At 71.7% G+C, this 14,957-nt stretch carries 14 protein-coding genes; 9 read left to right on the top strand and 5 right to left on the bottom strand.

The features are described 5' to 3' along the window. Nucleotides 1–35 precede the first annotated feature (35 nt). Nucleotides 36–1,241, bottom strand: coding sequence for a sensor histidine kinase (locus ACZ3TS_RS27275; protein WP_467622830.1), 1,206 nt, complete (start codon nt 1,239–1,241; stop codon nt 36–38). A 190-nt stretch (nt 1,242–1,431) separates the two neighbouring features. Between ACZ3TS_RS27275 and ACZ3TS_RS27270 the strand changes: the two genes are divergently transcribed. Further along, nucleotides 1,432–2,457, top strand: a complete 1,026-nt coding sequence (locus tag ACZ3TS_RS27270; RefSeq protein WP_467622827.1) for an SAM-dependent methyltransferase — start codon at nt 1,432–1,434, stop codon at nt 2,455–2,457. Here ACZ3TS_RS27270 and ACZ3TS_RS27265 read toward each other — a convergent pair. Then, nucleotides 2,422–3,573, bottom strand: coding sequence for an NADH-quinone oxidoreductase subunit D (locus ACZ3TS_RS27265; protein ID WP_467622824.1), 1,152 nt, complete (start codon nt 3,571–3,573; stop codon nt 2,422–2,424). The genes ACZ3TS_RS27270 and ACZ3TS_RS27265 overlap by 36 nt on opposite strands. A 31-nt stretch (nt 3,574–3,604) precedes the next feature. On the opposite strand from ACZ3TS_RS27265, the gene ACZ3TS_RS27260 reads away from it, so the two are divergent. After that, complete coding sequence (locus tag ACZ3TS_RS27260) at nt 3,605–4,096, top strand: PH domain-containing protein (protein ID WP_467622821.1); 492 nt, start codon at nt 3,605–3,607, stop codon at nt 4,094–4,096. Continuing rightward, the gene (locus ACZ3TS_RS27255) at nt 4,081–5,424 is read left to right on the top strand and encodes a PH domain-containing protein (protein ID WP_467622942.1); all 1,344 of its coding nucleotides are present in this window, start codon (nt 4,081–4,083) and stop codon (nt 5,422–5,424) included. Before ACZ3TS_RS27260 ends, ACZ3TS_RS27255 begins: the two co-directional genes overlap by 16 nt. Nucleotides 5,425–5,494: 70 nt before the next feature. Here the strand turns inward: ACZ3TS_RS27255 and ACZ3TS_RS27250 are convergent, their stop codons facing one another. Together ACZ3TS_RS27250 and ACZ3TS_RS27245 are read right to left on the bottom strand one after the other, a co-directional pair. Next, nucleotides 5,495–6,958 carry a hypothetical protein gene (locus ACZ3TS_RS27250; protein WP_467622819.1) on the bottom strand — a complete coding sequence of 488 codons (1,464 nt, stop codon included), beginning with the start codon at nt 6,956–6,958 and terminating at the stop codon, nt 5,495–5,497. Nucleotides 6,959–7,406: 448 nt separating this feature from the next. Then, nucleotides 7,407–8,528 carry an alpha/beta hydrolase gene (locus tag ACZ3TS_RS27245; protein WP_467622817.1) on the bottom strand — a complete coding sequence of 374 codons (1,122 nt, stop codon included), beginning with the start codon at nt 8,526–8,528 and terminating at the stop codon, nt 7,407–7,409. 204 nt (nt 8,529–8,732) lie between these two features. Here ACZ3TS_RS27245 and ACZ3TS_RS27240 point away from each other — a divergent pair, with 204 nt between their 5' ends. From ACZ3TS_RS27240 to ACZ3TS_RS27215, 6 genes are all read left to right on the top strand, one after another. Further along, the gene (locus ACZ3TS_RS27240) at nt 8,733–10,568 is read left to right on the top strand and encodes a phosphatidylglycerol lysyltransferase domain-containing protein (protein WP_467622814.1); all 1,836 of its coding nucleotides are present in this window, start codon (nt 8,733–8,735) and stop codon (nt 10,566–10,568) included. 598 nt (nt 10,569–11,166) lie between these two features. Continuing rightward, nucleotides 11,167–12,027 (top strand): dihydropteroate synthase, encoded by an 861-nt coding sequence (gene folP, locus ACZ3TS_RS27235; RefSeq protein WP_467622812.1) that lies wholly within the window; start codon nt 11,167–11,169, stop codon nt 12,025–12,027. Beyond that, nucleotides 12,024–12,527, top strand: coding sequence for a nuclear transport factor 2 family protein (locus ACZ3TS_RS27230; protein WP_467622809.1), 504 nt, complete (start codon nt 12,024–12,026; stop codon nt 12,525–12,527). The genes folP and ACZ3TS_RS27230 overlap by 4 nt, the downstream gene beginning before the upstream one ends. Nucleotides 12,528–12,787: 260 nt before the next feature. After that, nucleotides 12,788–13,147, top strand: a complete 360-nt coding sequence (gene folB / locus ACZ3TS_RS27225) for a dihydroneopterin aldolase (protein WP_467622806.1) — start codon at nt 12,788–12,790, stop codon at nt 13,145–13,147. Beyond that, nucleotides 13,144–13,755 (top strand): 2-amino-4-hydroxy-6-hydroxymethyldihydropteridine diphosphokinase, encoded by a 612-nt coding sequence (folK, locus tag ACZ3TS_RS27220; RefSeq protein WP_467622803.1) that lies wholly within the window; start codon nt 13,144–13,146, stop codon nt 13,753–13,755. Before folB ends, folK begins: the two co-directional genes overlap by 4 nt. Before the next feature lie 81 nt (nt 13,756–13,836). After that, on the top strand, nt 13,837–14,322 hold the full coding sequence (locus ACZ3TS_RS27215) for a DUF3180 domain-containing protein (RefSeq protein WP_467622801.1): 486 nt from the start codon (nt 13,837–13,839) through the stop codon (nt 14,320–14,322). 20 nt (nt 14,323–14,342) lie between these two features. Here ACZ3TS_RS27215 and folE read toward each other — a convergent pair whose 3' ends face one another. After that, a complete protein-coding gene (folE, locus tag ACZ3TS_RS27210) occupies nt 14,343–14,948 on the bottom strand; it encodes a GTP cyclohydrolase I FolE (RefSeq protein ID WP_467622798.1) in 606 nt (201 codons plus the stop codon). Nucleotides 14,949–14,957: the final 9 nt, after the last annotated feature.

Below are 14,957 nucleotides of genomic sequence, written 5' to 3'. Positions count from 1 at the left end.
GCTGGGTGGTGTGCGGGCGGGCGAAAGGGCACGTGTCAGTGGACCGGTTTCAGCGGCAGCAGGGCGCTGATACGGAAGCCTCCCCCTGGGCGGGGGCCCGCGTCCAGGGTTCCGCCGACCATGCCGACCCGCTCGCGCATGCCGATCAGCCCGTGGCCCCGGCCGTCGGCACCGCCCTCCTCGTACAGCTCGTGCGGGGCGCCCTTGCCGTCGTCCTCGACCAGCAGCCCGAGGCCGTCGTCGAAGTAGACCAGGCGCACGCTCGCGCCCGCGTTGGAGCCCCCGTGCTTGCGGGTGTTGGTGAGCGCCTCCTGGACGATGCGGTACGCCGTCAGCTCCACGCCGCTGGGCAGCGGGCGCGGCGTCCCCTCCACCTTGAAGTCGACGGGCAACCCCGCGCTGCGGCACTGCTCGACGAGCTCGTCGATCTGCTCGACGTCGGGCTGCGGGACGTACTCGCCGGCCTCCTTGTGCTCGCCGGTGCGCAGCACGCCGAGCAGGCGGCGCATCTCCGCCAGGGCCTGACGGCCGGTTCCCGAGATCGTCTCCAGGGCCTTCTTCGCCTGGTCGGGGGCGGTGTCGAGGACGTATGCGGCGCCGTCCGCCTGCACCACCATGACCGAGACGTTGTGGGCGACCACATCGTGCAGCTCGCGGGCGATACGGGCGCGCTCGGCGGCGACGGCGACCTTGGACTGCGCCTCGCGCTCCTTCTCCAGCCGGGCGGCACGCTCCTCCAGCTGGGCGAGGTAGGCGCGGCGCGTGCGCAGGGAGTCGCCGAGGACCCAGGCGAGGGCGAACGGCACGGTCTGGAAGACGGCGATCGCCACGTTGCTCACGGCACCGGAGTGGTGGTCCGTCCAGCGCACCTGTGACAGGGTGCCGGCCACCAGGCCCCCGATGAGGCCGACGCGCGAGGCCCAGCGGGCGCCGTCCGCGGCGACGGTGTAGATGATCACGAGCATGGCGAAGTCGGAGATCATCGGCTGCTGGTCGAGGACCAGCTGGGCGACTCCCATGGCCGCGGCCACGACGAGCATCTTCTCGGGCATGCGGCGGCGCAGCGCGACGACCACGGACAGGACGGCGGAGATCGCGAGCCCCGCAGGGAGCGATCCGTGGTGGTCCGCCGCCCCGTTGAGGTTCGTCAGACTCGCGCAGGACAGCCCGAACAGGACGACGGCCCAGAAGCCGTCGACCCACGTGGGGTGTCTGCGGAGGAAGTCATAGAGGCGCTGCACGTAACCCAGAGTAGGGAAGCGCACTGCGTGCATGGGTCAACCGGAGGGCCGATCCGGGGCGGACACGCGTACTCCGCAAGGTGGATGCTCCGTGATCCCGAATGGTTACATGCGCGCGGGACCCGGGCGCGAGGCGCGCGTTGCGCACACCGGGCGCGTGAGGTGTCGGCACCCGGCCTAGCCTGACCCCGTGGCACACAAGGGCGGCGACGAGTGGCGCGGATGGCGGGCGGCGGCCGAGGAGGCGCTGTACGGGGCGGACGGGTTCTACCGGCGGCCCGAGGGACCCGCGGGGCACTTCCGGACGTCCGTGCACGCCTCGCCGCTCTTCGCCGTCGCCGTGGCCCGGCTGCTGTACCGGGTCGACGAGGCACTGGGACGGCCCGACGGGCTAGCGTTCGTGGACATGGCGGCGGGGCGGGGCGAGCTGGTCACCGGTGTCCTCGACGCGCTGCCCGAGGACGTCGCGGCCCGCACGCGCGCGTACGCCGTCGAGATCGCCGACCGCCCCGAGGGCCTCGATCCCCGTATCGAGTGGCTCGGCGAGCCCCCGAAGCGGATCACGGGGCTGCTGTTCGCGAACGAGTGGCTGGACAACGTGCCGGTCGAGGTCGCGCAGGCCGGCCCCGACGGAGTACCGCGGCTGGTCCTCGTACGGGAGGACGGCACCGAGCGCCTCGGGGAGCCGGTCGCGGGCGCGGAGGCGGAATGGCTGGAGCGCTGGTGGCCGCTGACCGCCGAAGGCGGCCGCGCCGAGATCGGTCTCTCCAGGGACGCCGCCTGGGCCGAGGCGGTCGCCACCGTCGGCCGCGGGCTCGCCGTCGCCGTCGACTACGCGCACCTCGCGAGGACCCGGCCGCCCTTCGGGACGCTCACCGGATTCCGTGCGGGCCGCGAGACCGTCCCCGTGCCGGACGGCTCCTGCGACATCACCGCGCACGTGGCGCTGGACGCGTGTGCTCTGCCGGGCGCGCGGCTGCTGACCCAGCGCGCCGCCCTGCGCACCCTCGGGATCACCGGCACACGCCCTCCGCTGGCGCTCGCGTCCACGAACCCGACGGCCTATGTGCACGCCCTCGCACAGGCCGGGGCCGCCGCCGAACTCATCGCGCCCGGCGGCCTCGGTGACTTCGGCTGGCTGCTCCAGCCCGTCGGAATCCCGGACGCCTCTCTCGGGGAGCTATTTGTCGATGTCCCCGACCACGAAGAACATTGACCCCAGGATGGCCACCATGTCGGCGACCAGCGTTCCGGGCAGCAGTTCGGTCAGCACCTGGATGTTGTTGTACGAGGCGGAGCGCAGCTTGAGCCGGTACGGGGTCTTGTCGCCCCTGCTGACCAGGTAGTAGCCGTTGATGCCGAGCGGGTTCTCGGTCCAGGCGTACGTGTGGCCCTCGGGCGCCTTGAGCACCTTGGGCAGGCGCTGGTTGATCGGCCCGGGCGGCAGCTCGGCCAGCCGGTCCAGGCACGCGTCGGCCAGGTCGAGCGCGTTGTGCGTCTGCTCCAGGAGGCACTCGAAGCGGGCCAGGCAGTCGCCCTCCTGCCGGGTGACGACCTTCAGCGTGTCCTGGAGCTCCGGGTAGGCCAGGTACGGCTCGTCCCGGCGCAGGTCGAAGTCCACACCCGAGGCGCGCGCGATCGGCCCGCTCACGCCGTACGCGTGCACGGCCTCCGGTGACAGGGCGCCGACGCCACGCGTGCGCCCCCGGAAGATCTCGTTGCCGAGCACCAGGTCGTCGAACCGGTCCATACGGGAGCGCACCGCGGAGACGACCGCACGCGCGCGTGCGGTCCAGCCCGCGGGCAGGTCCTCCTTGAGGCCGCCCACGCGATTGAACATGTAGTGCATGCGGCCGCCGGAGATCTCCTCCATGACGTTCTGGAGTTCCTCGCGCTCCTGGAAGGCGTAGAACACCGCCGTGATGCCGCCCAGCTCCAGCGGGTAGGAGCCGAGGAACATCAAATGGTTCAGGACCCGGTTCAGCTCCGCGAGGAGCGTGCGCATCCACACCGCGCGCTCGGGGACCTCCATGCCGAGCATCCGCTCGACGGCGAGGACCACGCCCAGCTCGTTCGAGAAGGCGGAGAGCCAGTCGTGCCGGTTGGCGAGCATGATGATCTGGCGGTAGTCCCGCGCCTCGAACAGCTTCTCCGCACCGCGGTGCATATAGCCGATGACCGGCTCCGCGCTCTTGATCCGCTCGCCGTCCAGCACGAGCCGCAGCCGCAGCACGCCGTGCGTGGACGGGTGCTGGGGCCCGATGTTGAGCACCATGTCGGTGCTCTCCGCGGCACCGCCGATCCCGACCATGGTCTCCGTCGTAGGAGTCATGGACACAGTCTCTCGTACGTACGCTTGCGGCATGGAAACGGGGACTGCGGGGAGGGACGGCGAGCCCGTCTGGACAGGGCTGCCGCCGGGGCTGCTGCGGATGCGCCGACTGTTGCTGGTGGTGTGGCTGGGACTGCTGACCGTTGCCGTGGGACTGCTCCTCGGCCTGCTCGCGGGGCCTGTCTGGGTCCTGTTCGCGCTGCTGCCGGCGGCGCTGCTGCTGTGGGGCTGGGTGCTGCTGGGCCGCAACTGGCGCTCTTGGCGCTACGCCGAGCGGGCCGACGACCTGCTGATCAGCCGGGGCGTGCTGTGGCACGAGGAGACCGTCGTGCCGTACGGGCGCATGCAGCTCGTCGAGGTCACCTCCGGGCCGGTGGAGCGCCACTTCGGGCTTGCGAGCCTGCAACTGCACACGGCCGCCGCCGCCACGGACGCCTCCATCCCGGGTCTCGACCCGGCCGAGGCGGAACGGCTGCGGGACCGGCTGACCGAGCTGGGCGAGGCCCGATCGGCGGGGCTGTGAGCGCGCCCGAGGCACAGCCCGCCATATCCGGCGGACGGGAGGTCATCGAGCGTCGGCTGCACCCCCTGACCCCGCTGCGGCGCGCCTGGGCGCCGGTCGCCGTCGTCGTCGGCTGGGCCGCGCACGACCCGGGCCAGGCCCAGGCACAACTGACGAGGCTCACCGCGACCACACTCCTCATAGGCCTCGCGACACTCGTTCCGGCCGCCTCCCTGTACGGCTTTCTGAGCTGGTGGTTCACCCACTTCGCGGTGACCGGCACCGAACTGCGCATCCGTACGGGCCTGTTGTTCCGGCGCACGGCGCACATCCGCCTGGACCGGCTGCAGGCCGTCGACGTCACCCAGCCGCTGCTGGCCCGGATCGCCGGGGTCGCCAAGCTGAAGCTCGACGTCATCGGCACGGACAAGAAGGATGAACTCGCCTATCTCGGCCAGGCCGAGGCGCGGGCGCTGCGGGCCGAACTCCTCGCCCGCGCGGCCGGTTTCGCCCCCGAGACGGCGCACGAGGTCGGCGAGGCGCCGGCACGGGTGCTGCTGCACGTGCCACCGCGCATGCTGGCCGTCTCCCTGTTGCTCACCGGCGCGACCTGGGGCTCGCTGTTCGCCGCGCTCGTCGTGCCGCCGGTGCTGTGGTTCGGTACCCACAGCCTGTGGACGGTGTTCGCCGTCGGGCTGCCGCTGCTCGGCGGGGCGGCCACGAGGAGCGCGGGACGGTTCGCCGGTGACTACGACTGGACGGTGGGCGAGTCGCCGGACGGGCTCCGTCTGGACCATGGTCTGCTCGACCGCGCCCATGAGACCGTGCCACCCGGGCGGGTGCAGACCGTACGCATCGTGGAACCGCTGTTGTGGCGACGGCTCGGCTGGGTGCACGTCAGGCTGGACGTGGCGGGTTCGTCCAACTCGGTGCTGGTGCCGGTCGCCCCGCGCGAGGCCGCCGAGGCGCTGATCGCCCGGGTGCTGCCGGGGGTGACCGTGCCCGCTTCGCCGGCCCGACCGCCGCGCCGCGCGGGCTGGTGCCTGCCCTTCTGGTGGCGCGGCCACGGACTCGCCGTCACCGACACGGTCTTCGCGACCCGGCACGGTCTGCTGCGCCGCAGCCTGGCCCTCGTACCGCATGCCAAGGTGCAGAGCGTGCGGCTGACACAGGGGCCGTGGGAACGGTTCAAGGGAGTCGCCGACGTCCATGTGGACACCGGCGCGAACAAGACGGTGACGGCGCGCCTGCGGGACGCCGGGGAGGCGGCGGCGCTGCTGCACGCGCAGGCGGACCGGTCGCGCACGGGGCGCCGCGACGCCCGGCCGGACCGGTGGATGGCTTCGTAGACGAGGACCCCGACGACGAAGGGCGGCGGCACGTGATGTGCCGCCGCCCCTCACCTGTGCCGACCGGTTCTCAGGACGCCGCGGTGCGCAGCCCCTGAACGTCGATCTGCTCCGTCTCGTCGTGGGCCGTCAGGTCGATGACCTGGCCGACGGCGTGCGCCTGCGGGTCGGCGGGCTTGAAGCCGGACTCGGACTCCGCCTTGTGCACCGCGAGTGCCTCCTGGCCGACGACGTCCGCGAGGTCCTCGTTCTGCACGGACTCCAGGGTCTCCCGCGACTTCTGCGTGCCGAAGAAGTCGAACCCGCCCTCGACGGCCGGGCGACGCCGCGGGGCCGGCGGCACGACCGCCACGGCGGTCGGCACCGTGAAGTGCCCGGTGGCGTGCGCGGGCCTGATCACGGACGGCTGGTGCTGCTGTGCGACAGGGGCGGCCGCGTGCTCCTGCCCTGCGACCGCCGAGGGCTGCCCCCCGGCCTCGCCCTCCTCCGCGGAACCGCTGCCCTTGGCACCGGCCTCGGGGGCGTCGGGCTCGACGGAGCTCCGCCTCCTGCCGCCGCCGTTGCCGGGACCACCCTTCTTGGGGGAGGTCCTGGCGGTCGGCGAGGTCTTGCGGGCGGTGCCCCGTGCAGGGCTGTCCGACGTGTCGCGGGCGGCGTCCTCGTCCGTGACAGCGCTCGCCTGCGCCGCGTCGCCGTCCTCAGCGGCGGCGTCCGGCTCCGCGATGTCGCCGTTCTCCGTGACGGCGCCCGCCTCGTCCGTCTCGCTCTCCTCGACGGCAGCGGTCGTCTGCGGGGCGTCGCTCCCCGTCTCGCCGGCCGGGTCCGTCTCCTCCGGTGCCGCGCCGTCGGGGTCATCGTTCGTCAGCCGCGCCAGCGCCGAGTCGGCCCGCATGAAGAGCGAGGAGCCCTCCGGGGAGAACACCGCAGCCGGCGGCTCGGCCTCGGCGCCCGTGTCCGGCTCGACCGGAGCCTCGACGTCCTCGTGGTCCCTGGCCTCCGCACCGTCGGTGCCGTCGTCGGCGGCGTCCGGCGCCTCCCGCGTGTCCGCGTCCGCGGGCGGCAGTTCGCGCGCGGGAACCGTCGCCTCTATCGCCAGCAGGCGGCGGCCCTCCAGGGCGGTCGCGCGCTCCGTCTCCGCCGTGGCGTATCGCCGCAGCAGTGCCGCGTGCTCGTTGCGCAGGTTGGCCAGTTCGGTGCGCTTGGCCCGCAGCTTCTGCTCCAGCTTGGTGCGCAGTTCGCGCGACTCCTCGAGGTCGGTCTCCAGTTCGGCGACCCGCTCCTCGTGGCGCCACTCGTCGCTCGCCCGCGCGCGCGTGAGGTCGGCGACGCGTTTGCCCGCGGCCGCGTCCCAGTGGCGCATGACGACCGCGCCCACGACCGTCGTCACCGCGGCACCCGCGGCCAGCCCACGGAGCACCAGCGGCTCCGTGAACAGCCAGGGCCCCACGGCGCAGACGAGCGAGACGCCGGCGATCACCGAAGGAGGCAACAGCCTGTGCAAGGGCGGAGAATGGCGGTGACGTCCACGTGGCATGGCCAGAAACTTACCGCGCGTAGGCGAATGATGGTGCCCCGCCCGGTAAAAACACGGCCACCTCGAACTCTTCACACCGGCCGACGGGCTCCGGAAAGGGATCGGCCGCCTCCCCGAATCCGGCACATCCCCAATCGCTCGTATTCCCTTCGGCCCCGGATACGCCGCGGGCGCCCGGCGGCGCATCCACGGCCCGGCCAGCCCCTTCCGCGTTCCGGGGCAGCCCTGCGAAGCCGACGGCACGGCCTTACAAGATCGTTTCTTTCGCCGGGCCGGTATCGCGATCTCCCTGCCCCGCTTCCGTGCCCGTAAAGGGACTTGGTGCTCCCCCACCCGGCGAATTCCGCACCCGCCCCGCGACAACACCGAAGCAGGCCGGTGCCCCGGCCGAGCCGGCCGCCTTCGGATTGCCTCGAATTCCGGACGGCGCCGCCGCCCATTCACCCGCTCACCGGTCGCTGAGCCGCCCGCTCAACCACTGCAGCGCCGCCGGGATCTCCCGCCGCCAGGTGTTGAAGTTGTGGCCGCCGCTGTCGAGGATGATCGACGAGATCCTCGTCAGCTTCTTGGCCTGCACCTGCCGTATGAACCTGAGCGTGGACTTGTAGTCCTTCTCACCGATCTCGCTGCTGGTGACGAGCAGTGAGGTGTCCGGCGCCGGCAGGTGCTTGAGGCACCACCACAGGTCGGCGCGGTTCTGCAGGTCCTTGTTCCCCTGGAAGAGGTCGCCCGTGGTCGGGTCGATCGGCGCCTTGTAGTACGGCGACAGGGCCGCCCCGGCGGCATACGCGTCCGGGTGGTGCATCGCCAGCTTCAACGCGCAGTAACCGCCCGTGGAGTCGCCGATGACGCCCCAGCTGCCCGGCTTCTTGCCCACCCGGTAGTGGGCCATGATCGCGTCGGGGAGGTCCCTGGCGAAGAAGGTCTCGGTCTGCGGCCCGCCCGGGATGTCCACGCACTCCGTGTCACGCGGCGGTGCCACCGTCGGCCGCAGCATCACCAGGACCATCGGCTGCATCCTGCCGTTCTTGGCCAGTTCGTGCGCCGTCTGCGGGTAGTGCAGGCCCTTGATGAGCGCCTCGGCCGTACCCGGGTAGCCGGTGAGTACGACGGACGCGGGGAACGTCCGCGTGCGGTACTGCGGCTGGAAGTACTCCGGCGGCAGATACACGAACGCAGGGGAGGCGATACGCGTCGTACGGCCCACTATGTCGACCTTCTGAATCTGCCCGCCGGCCTGCGGCCGCGCTCCGCCCGGCACGGTCACCATGTCGACCACCTGGAGGGGACCACCGCTCGCCCCTGCCGCGCCATGGTCGACCACCACGCCCTGCCCGTTCTCCTGTCCGAGCAGATCGGCCCAACTGGCGTAGAACCCGAAGGCCTGATTGGCGGCCAGCCCGACCGACGCGAAGACCGTGACCTGGGTGGCGAACAGCAGACCGACCCGTCCGCTGACGGCCCGCCAGTTGCGCCGCGCCAGCCGCGGCCAGTACCAGACCGTGCCGCCGAACAGCAGCACAGCAAGCGTCACCGCCAGCACCAGCACCTTGTTGCTCGTGAGACCCATCGATCTTTCCCTGCCTGTGCTTTCCGTCCCCTGCAGCGCCCCGCGATTTCGGGCGGCCTTGCCCCGGACTTTCCTTCGACTTTGAACCGGCTTTGTGATGGGGAGTGAACCTCTCTCCCCGAGACACCGTCCTAGAGGGCGCAATGTCGCCGGATGCCCGAATCGGCACCGGGCTCAAGGTCTCTCGCAGAACTACGGGATGCGATGTCTGTCAGGATAGATGGGGAAAAGTCGGGCGAGGTTCCGGAGCGATCTGTGGTGCGGCGCATACTCCGCGGCCCGCGTCCGGAGGCCGTCCCCACGCTGATCGCCAGGGCCTGCACGCTCGTGGGAGTCCTGGACGTCGCCGCGGGTGTGTTCCCGCGCTTCCGGCACAGCCGTATGCACCGCATGGCCGAGGTCCTGCCGGGCTCGCTCGGTCCGTTCGCGGCGGCCCTGTCGCTGAGTGCCGGCGTCCTTCTGCTGCTCCTCGCGCACGGGCTGCGGCGGCGCAAACGCCGGGCCTGGCGCGCGGCCGTGGTGCTCCTTCCGGCGGGTGCCGTGGCGGAGTACGTCTACCGCCACTCGGTCGTCGGCGTCCTCATCGCCGTGGCGCTGCTGGTGCCGCTGCTGCGCCATCGCGGCGAGTTCGTGGCCTTGCCCGACCCGCGCAGCCGCTGGCGCGCGCTCGCCAACTTCGTTCTCATGGGCGCCGGTTCCCTGGGCCTCGGCCTGATCATCGTCAGCGTCCACCCGCACCGCATGGTGGGCAACCCCAGCCTATCCGACCGCATCCAGCACGTCCTGTACGGCATGTTCGGATTCGAGGGCCCGGTCGACTACACCGGCAACACCTCCTGGACGGTGGGCTTCTCGCTCGGGGCGCTCGGCCTGCTGACCGCGGTCACGACGATCTACCTGGCCTTCCGGCCCGAACACCCGGCCGCCCGGCTCACCGAGGAGGACGAGGCACAACTGCGCGCACTGCTGGAGAAGCACGGCGGCCGCGACTCCCTCGGCCACTTCGCGCTCCGCCGCGACAAGGCGGTGGTCTTCTCACCGAGCGGCAAGGCTGCGGTGACGTACCGCGTCGTGTCGGGTGTGATGCTCGCCAGCGGCGACCCGATCGGCGACGTGGAGGCCTGGCCCGGCGCCATCGAACGCTTCATGGACGAGGCCAAGGCCCACTCCTGGACCCCCGCGGTCATGGGCTGCTCGGAGACGGGTGGCGAGGTGTGGACCCGGGAGACCGGCCTGGACGCGCTCGAACTGGGTGACGAGGCGGTGGTGGATGTCGCGGATTTCTCCCTCTCCGGGCGCGCGATGCGCAACGTGCGCCAGATGGTGAAGCGCATCGAGCGCGCCGGTTACGAGACCCGCGTTCGACGCATCCGTGACCTCGGCGAGGGCGAACTGGACCGCATACGGCGCGCGGCCGAGGACTGGCGCGGGACAGACACCGAGCGCGGTTTCTCCATGGCGCTCGGCCGCATCGGTGACCCGTCCGACGGCGACTGCCTGATCGCGACGGCGCACAAGGCAGATGCCGAGGCGGGCCCCTACGGGGACCTGAAGGCCGTCCTGCACTTCGTCCCGTGGGGCACGGACGGGGTCTCGCTGGACCTGATGCGCCGCGACCGCTCGGCGGACCCGGGCATGAACGAACTGCTGATCGTGGCCGCGCTCCAGGCCGCCCCGAAGTTCGGCATCGAGCGTGTGTCGCTGAACTTCGCGATGTTCCGTTCGGCGCTGGCACGCGGCGAGAAGATCGGCGCGGGCCCGGTGCTGCGGGCGTGGCGGGGCCTGCTGGTCTTCCTCTCCCGCTGGTTCCAGATCGAGTCCCTGTACAAGTTCAACGCGAAGTTCCGGCCGCGCTGGGAGCCGCGCTTCGTGGTGTACGCCTCCTCCCGCGACCTCCCGCGGATCGGCCTCGCCGCCATGCAGGCGGAGGGCTTCGTGAACCTGGCCCTGCCCCGCCTCCTGCGCGGCACGGCCCGGGCTCCCCGCCCCTGCGCCCACGGCGTGGCGGAACGCGGAGTCGGCGCCGCGAGCCGCGCCTGACCGAAGCGGAACACCGAGCGGCCCAGGACAGGCCCGAGCGAGAACCCCGACCCATCCGGCCCGGAGATCCCGCTCGGGCCGCGACACCACCGCCGAAGCGGGACGCAGAAGCCCAACCGCCGCCGACCCGCCCACAGCCCCTCCGGCGAGTTCCCAGCCACCCGCCCCGTCGCCGCCCGAGACCAACCACGGAAGCCCGTAGCGCCCGCCACGAGCCACCCAGTCCGGCGATTCCGCTCGGGCCGCGACACCACCGCCCAGCCCGACGCAAAAGCCCGTACACCCCCGCCGACCCGCCCACAGCCCCTCCGACAAGTTCCCACCCGCCCGCGAGTTCGCCGCCCGAGACCAACCGCCGCCGACCCGCCCACAGCCCTCCGGCGAGTTCCCAGCCACCCCCCCCGTCGCCGCCCGAGACCAACCACGGAAGCCCGTAGCGCCCGCCACGAGCCGCCCGGCCCGGGAGTTCCCGAGCGAGCCGCGCCAAGTACGGCCGTTCCGGCCCCGACCACCGAGTCCCACCCGGCCGCGACGCCCCACCTGCCCTTGACCGCCCCGTGAGCCGAACCGGAACCGGCCGGGGGCCTACGCTGAACGTATGAGCACGAAGACCGGGCGGGGCCACGTGGCAGGCCTTCCGACATGGGACCGCTGCGCGGTCATGGGTGTCGTCAACGTCACCCCCGACTCCTTCTCCGACGGCGGCCGCTGGTTCGACACCACCGCCGCCGTCAAGCACGGCCTCGACCTGATCACCGAGGGCGCCGACCTCGTCGACGTCGGCGGCGAGTCCACCCGCCCCGGCGCCACCCGCGTCGACGAGGCGGAGGAGCTCAGGCGTGTCATCCCCGTCGTCCGCGGACTCGCCTCCGAGGGCGTCACGATCTCCGTCGACACCATGCGGGCTTCCGTCGCCGAGAAGGCCCTCGCCGCCGGCGCCGCCCTCGTCAACGACGTCAGCGGCGGCCTCGCCGACCCCGCCATGATCCCGGTCGTCGCGGCTGCGGGCGCCCCCTTCGTGGTCATGCACTGGCGCGGCTTCCTGGAGGGCGGCAACGTCAAAGGTGTGTACGAGGACGTCGTCACCGAAGTCGTCGACGAGCTGCACGCGCGCGTGGAGGCCGTCCTGGAGGGCGGCATCGCCCCCGACCGCATCGTGGTCGACCCGGGCCTCGGCTTCTCCAAGCAGGCCGAGCACGACCTGTCCCTGCTCGCCCACCTCGACCGCCTGCACGCCCTGGGCCACCCGCTGCTGGTGGCCGCCTCCCGCAAGCGTTTCCTGGGCCGCATCCTGGCCGGCCCCGACGGCGCACCGCCGCCCGCGCGCGAGCGCGACGCCGCCACGGCCGCCGTCTCCGCGCTCGCCGCACGCGCCGGCGCATGGGCCGTGCGCGTGCACGAGGTACGCGCGACTGCGGACGCCGTACGCGTCGCACGCGCCCTCGAAGGAGCCCGGTGAGCACCGCCCACACCGACGTCGAACAGGTCGAGGCGGCCAACACCGCCTTCTACGAGGCGATGGAACGGGGCGACTTCGAAGAGCTGACCTCGCTCTGGCTCACACCTGCCGACCTGGGCGTCGACGAGCAGTACCACGACCCGGCCGACTCCGGCGTGATCTCCTGTGTGCACCCCGGCTGGCCGGTCCTGACCGGCCGCGGCGAGGTCCTCAGGTCGTACGCACTGATCATGGCGAACACCGACTACATCCAGTTCTTCCTCACGGACGTCCACGTCTCCGTGACCGGCGACACCGCCCTGGTGACCTGCACCGAGAACATCCTCAGCGGCGGCCCGGCCCCCGAGGACAGCGACGAGCTGGGCCCGCTCGTCGGCCAGCTGGTGGTCGCCACCAACGTGTTCCGCCGCACCCCCGACGGCTGGAAACTCTGGTCGCACCACGCCTCCCCCGTCCTGGCCGAATCCGCCGACGAAGAGGAGGACGACTCCCCCGCGTGAGGTGGGTGGTGGTCACCGCTGGAGTGGGTAGGCGGCTGATAGTGGTCGGAATCACCTACTCCTGGGTACGCCGGCACGCCAGCCCATGAGCCGGCGCGTTCGCCAGGGGAAACGCCCGATGAGCCCTCCTGACGGTCACACCGGCACACGCCCCCGTGAGCGAATGCCGGCAGTGCCCGCAGGTAGATTCGTTCGCGGCCGGTGTACCGACCGCACTCGGTGAGGATCTGCCGCTACCGACGATTGCAGGAGTGATTCGCGTGGATCGTGTCGCGCTGCGCGGCTTGAAAGCCCGTGGGCACCACGGCGTGTTCCCCAAGGAGCGCGAGGAAGGCCAGACCTTCATCGTGGACCTCGTCCTGGGTCTTGACACCCGACCGGCCGCGGCCGACGACGACCTGTCGAAGACCGTGCACTACGGCGTCGTGGCGGAGGAGGTCGTGGCCTTGGTCGAAGGAGAGCCGGTCGACCTGATCGAAACGCTCGCCGAGCGCATTGCCTTCTCCTGCCTCAAGCACGCCCCGGTCCTGGAGGTCGAGGTCTGCGTCCACAAACCGGACGCACCGATCACGGTCCCCTTCGACGACGTGACCGTCACCATCACCAGGAGCCGAGTATGACCGCCTACTTCGCCGGGGGTCAGAGCGACCCGACCGTCCAGCCGGTGCCCGCCTCCGTGGTGGAGCGCGTGGACGCCGCCGACACGACGCTGCAGAACCCCAAGCGCGCGGTGATCTCACTGGGGTCGAACCTGGGCAACCGCCTGGAGACGCTCCAGGGCGCCATCGACGCCCTGGAGGACACACCGGGCGTGCGGGTCAAAGGGGTCTCACCGGTGTACGAGACGGAGCCGTGGGGTGTGGCGCCGGGCAGCCAGCCGGCGTACTTCAACGCGGTGGTCGTCGTGAAGACGACCCTGCCCCCCTCCTCCCTCCTCGAACGCGCACACGCCGTGGAGGAGGCCTTCCACCGGGTGAGGGACGAGCGCTGGGGCGCACGCACCCTGGATGTGGACATCGTCGCGTACGCGGATCTCGTCTCCGACGACCCGGTGCTGACGCTCCCCCACCCGCGCGCCCACGAGCGGGCATTCGTCCTCGTCCCGTGGTACGACTTGGACCCCGATGCTCAGCTCCCGGGCCGCGGCCCGGTGGCCGACCTGCTCGCCACCGTCACACGGGACGGCGTCACTCCCCGCGCGGATCTGGAACTCCGGCTGCCCGAGTAGTCGTTAAGGTCTACCGGGCCGGGGATCGCTCCCCGCGCCACCGCCGTGTAAGGGCGAGTGTCGGGCTGACGAAGGGACATCGTGAGAGAGCTGCGCATCAGGACGCTGGCAGCGGTGTTCGTGGTGGCCGGAGTGCTGTCCTGGGCGGCCGCCCGTCTGTGGAACGCGGTGGGCACACTGCCCCGGGTCCCCCTGGCCGCGCCCATCGTCCTCGCCCTGATCGCCGTGGTCCTGGTGGCCACGGCGCTCTCGCTCCGCGCCCGCCTCAAGGCACAGCGGGAGCGCCGCCCCGGTGCGAAGGGCGTCGACCCCCTGATGGCGGCCCGCGCGGTCGTCTTCGGCCAGGCGAGCGCCCTGGTCGCGGCCCTGGTCGCCGGCATGTACGGCGGCACGGGCGTCTTCCTCCTGGAGTCCTTGGACATCCCCACCCGCCGGGACCAGGCCATCTACGCCGGCTTCTCGGTGGTGGCAGGCATCGCCGTCATAGCGGCGGCCTTCTTCCTGGAACGGGTCTGCAAACTCCCGGAGGACGACGAAAACAACGACGGCACGGCGCCGGTGTCGTAGCGCCGCGGCAGGTGCGGGACTCAGCGCGCCATGATGAGGCTCATCGCCTCGTTACGGGTGGCCGCGTCACGCAGCTGACCGCGCACCGCCGAGGTGATCGTCTTCGCGCCGGGCTTGCGGATGCCGCGCATCGACATGCACATGTGCTCGCACTCGACGACGACGATCACACCGCGCGGCTCGAGTATCTCCATCAGCGCGTCGGCGATCTGCGTCGTCAGCCGCTCCTGCACCTGCGGCCGTCGCGCGAAGACGTCCACGAGCCGGGCGAGCTTGGACAGGCCCGTTATCTTGCCGCTGGCGGCCGGGATGTAGCCGACGTGCGCGACCCCCCTGAACGGCACGAGATGGTGCTCACATGTCGAGAACACCTCGATGTCCTTCACGAGCACCATCTCGTCGTGACCGAGGTCGAACGTCGTCGTCAGGACGTCCTGGGGCTTCTGCCACAGCCCCGCGAATATCTCCCGGTACGCCCGGGCCACCCGCCCCGGCGTCTCCCGCAGACCCTCCCGGTCAGGGTCCTCTCCGACCGCGATGAGCAGTTCTCGTACGGCGTTCTCCGCACGCTTCTCGTCGAACTCGCCGATCGTGCCTTCGCCGTCCAGCGTCACCGGGTCGGTCATATGGTGCCT

This window comes from Streptomyces sp. NPDC022910 (genome assembly GCF_055561075.1).
This window is presented reverse-complemented; position numbering and strand designations above follow the sequence as displayed.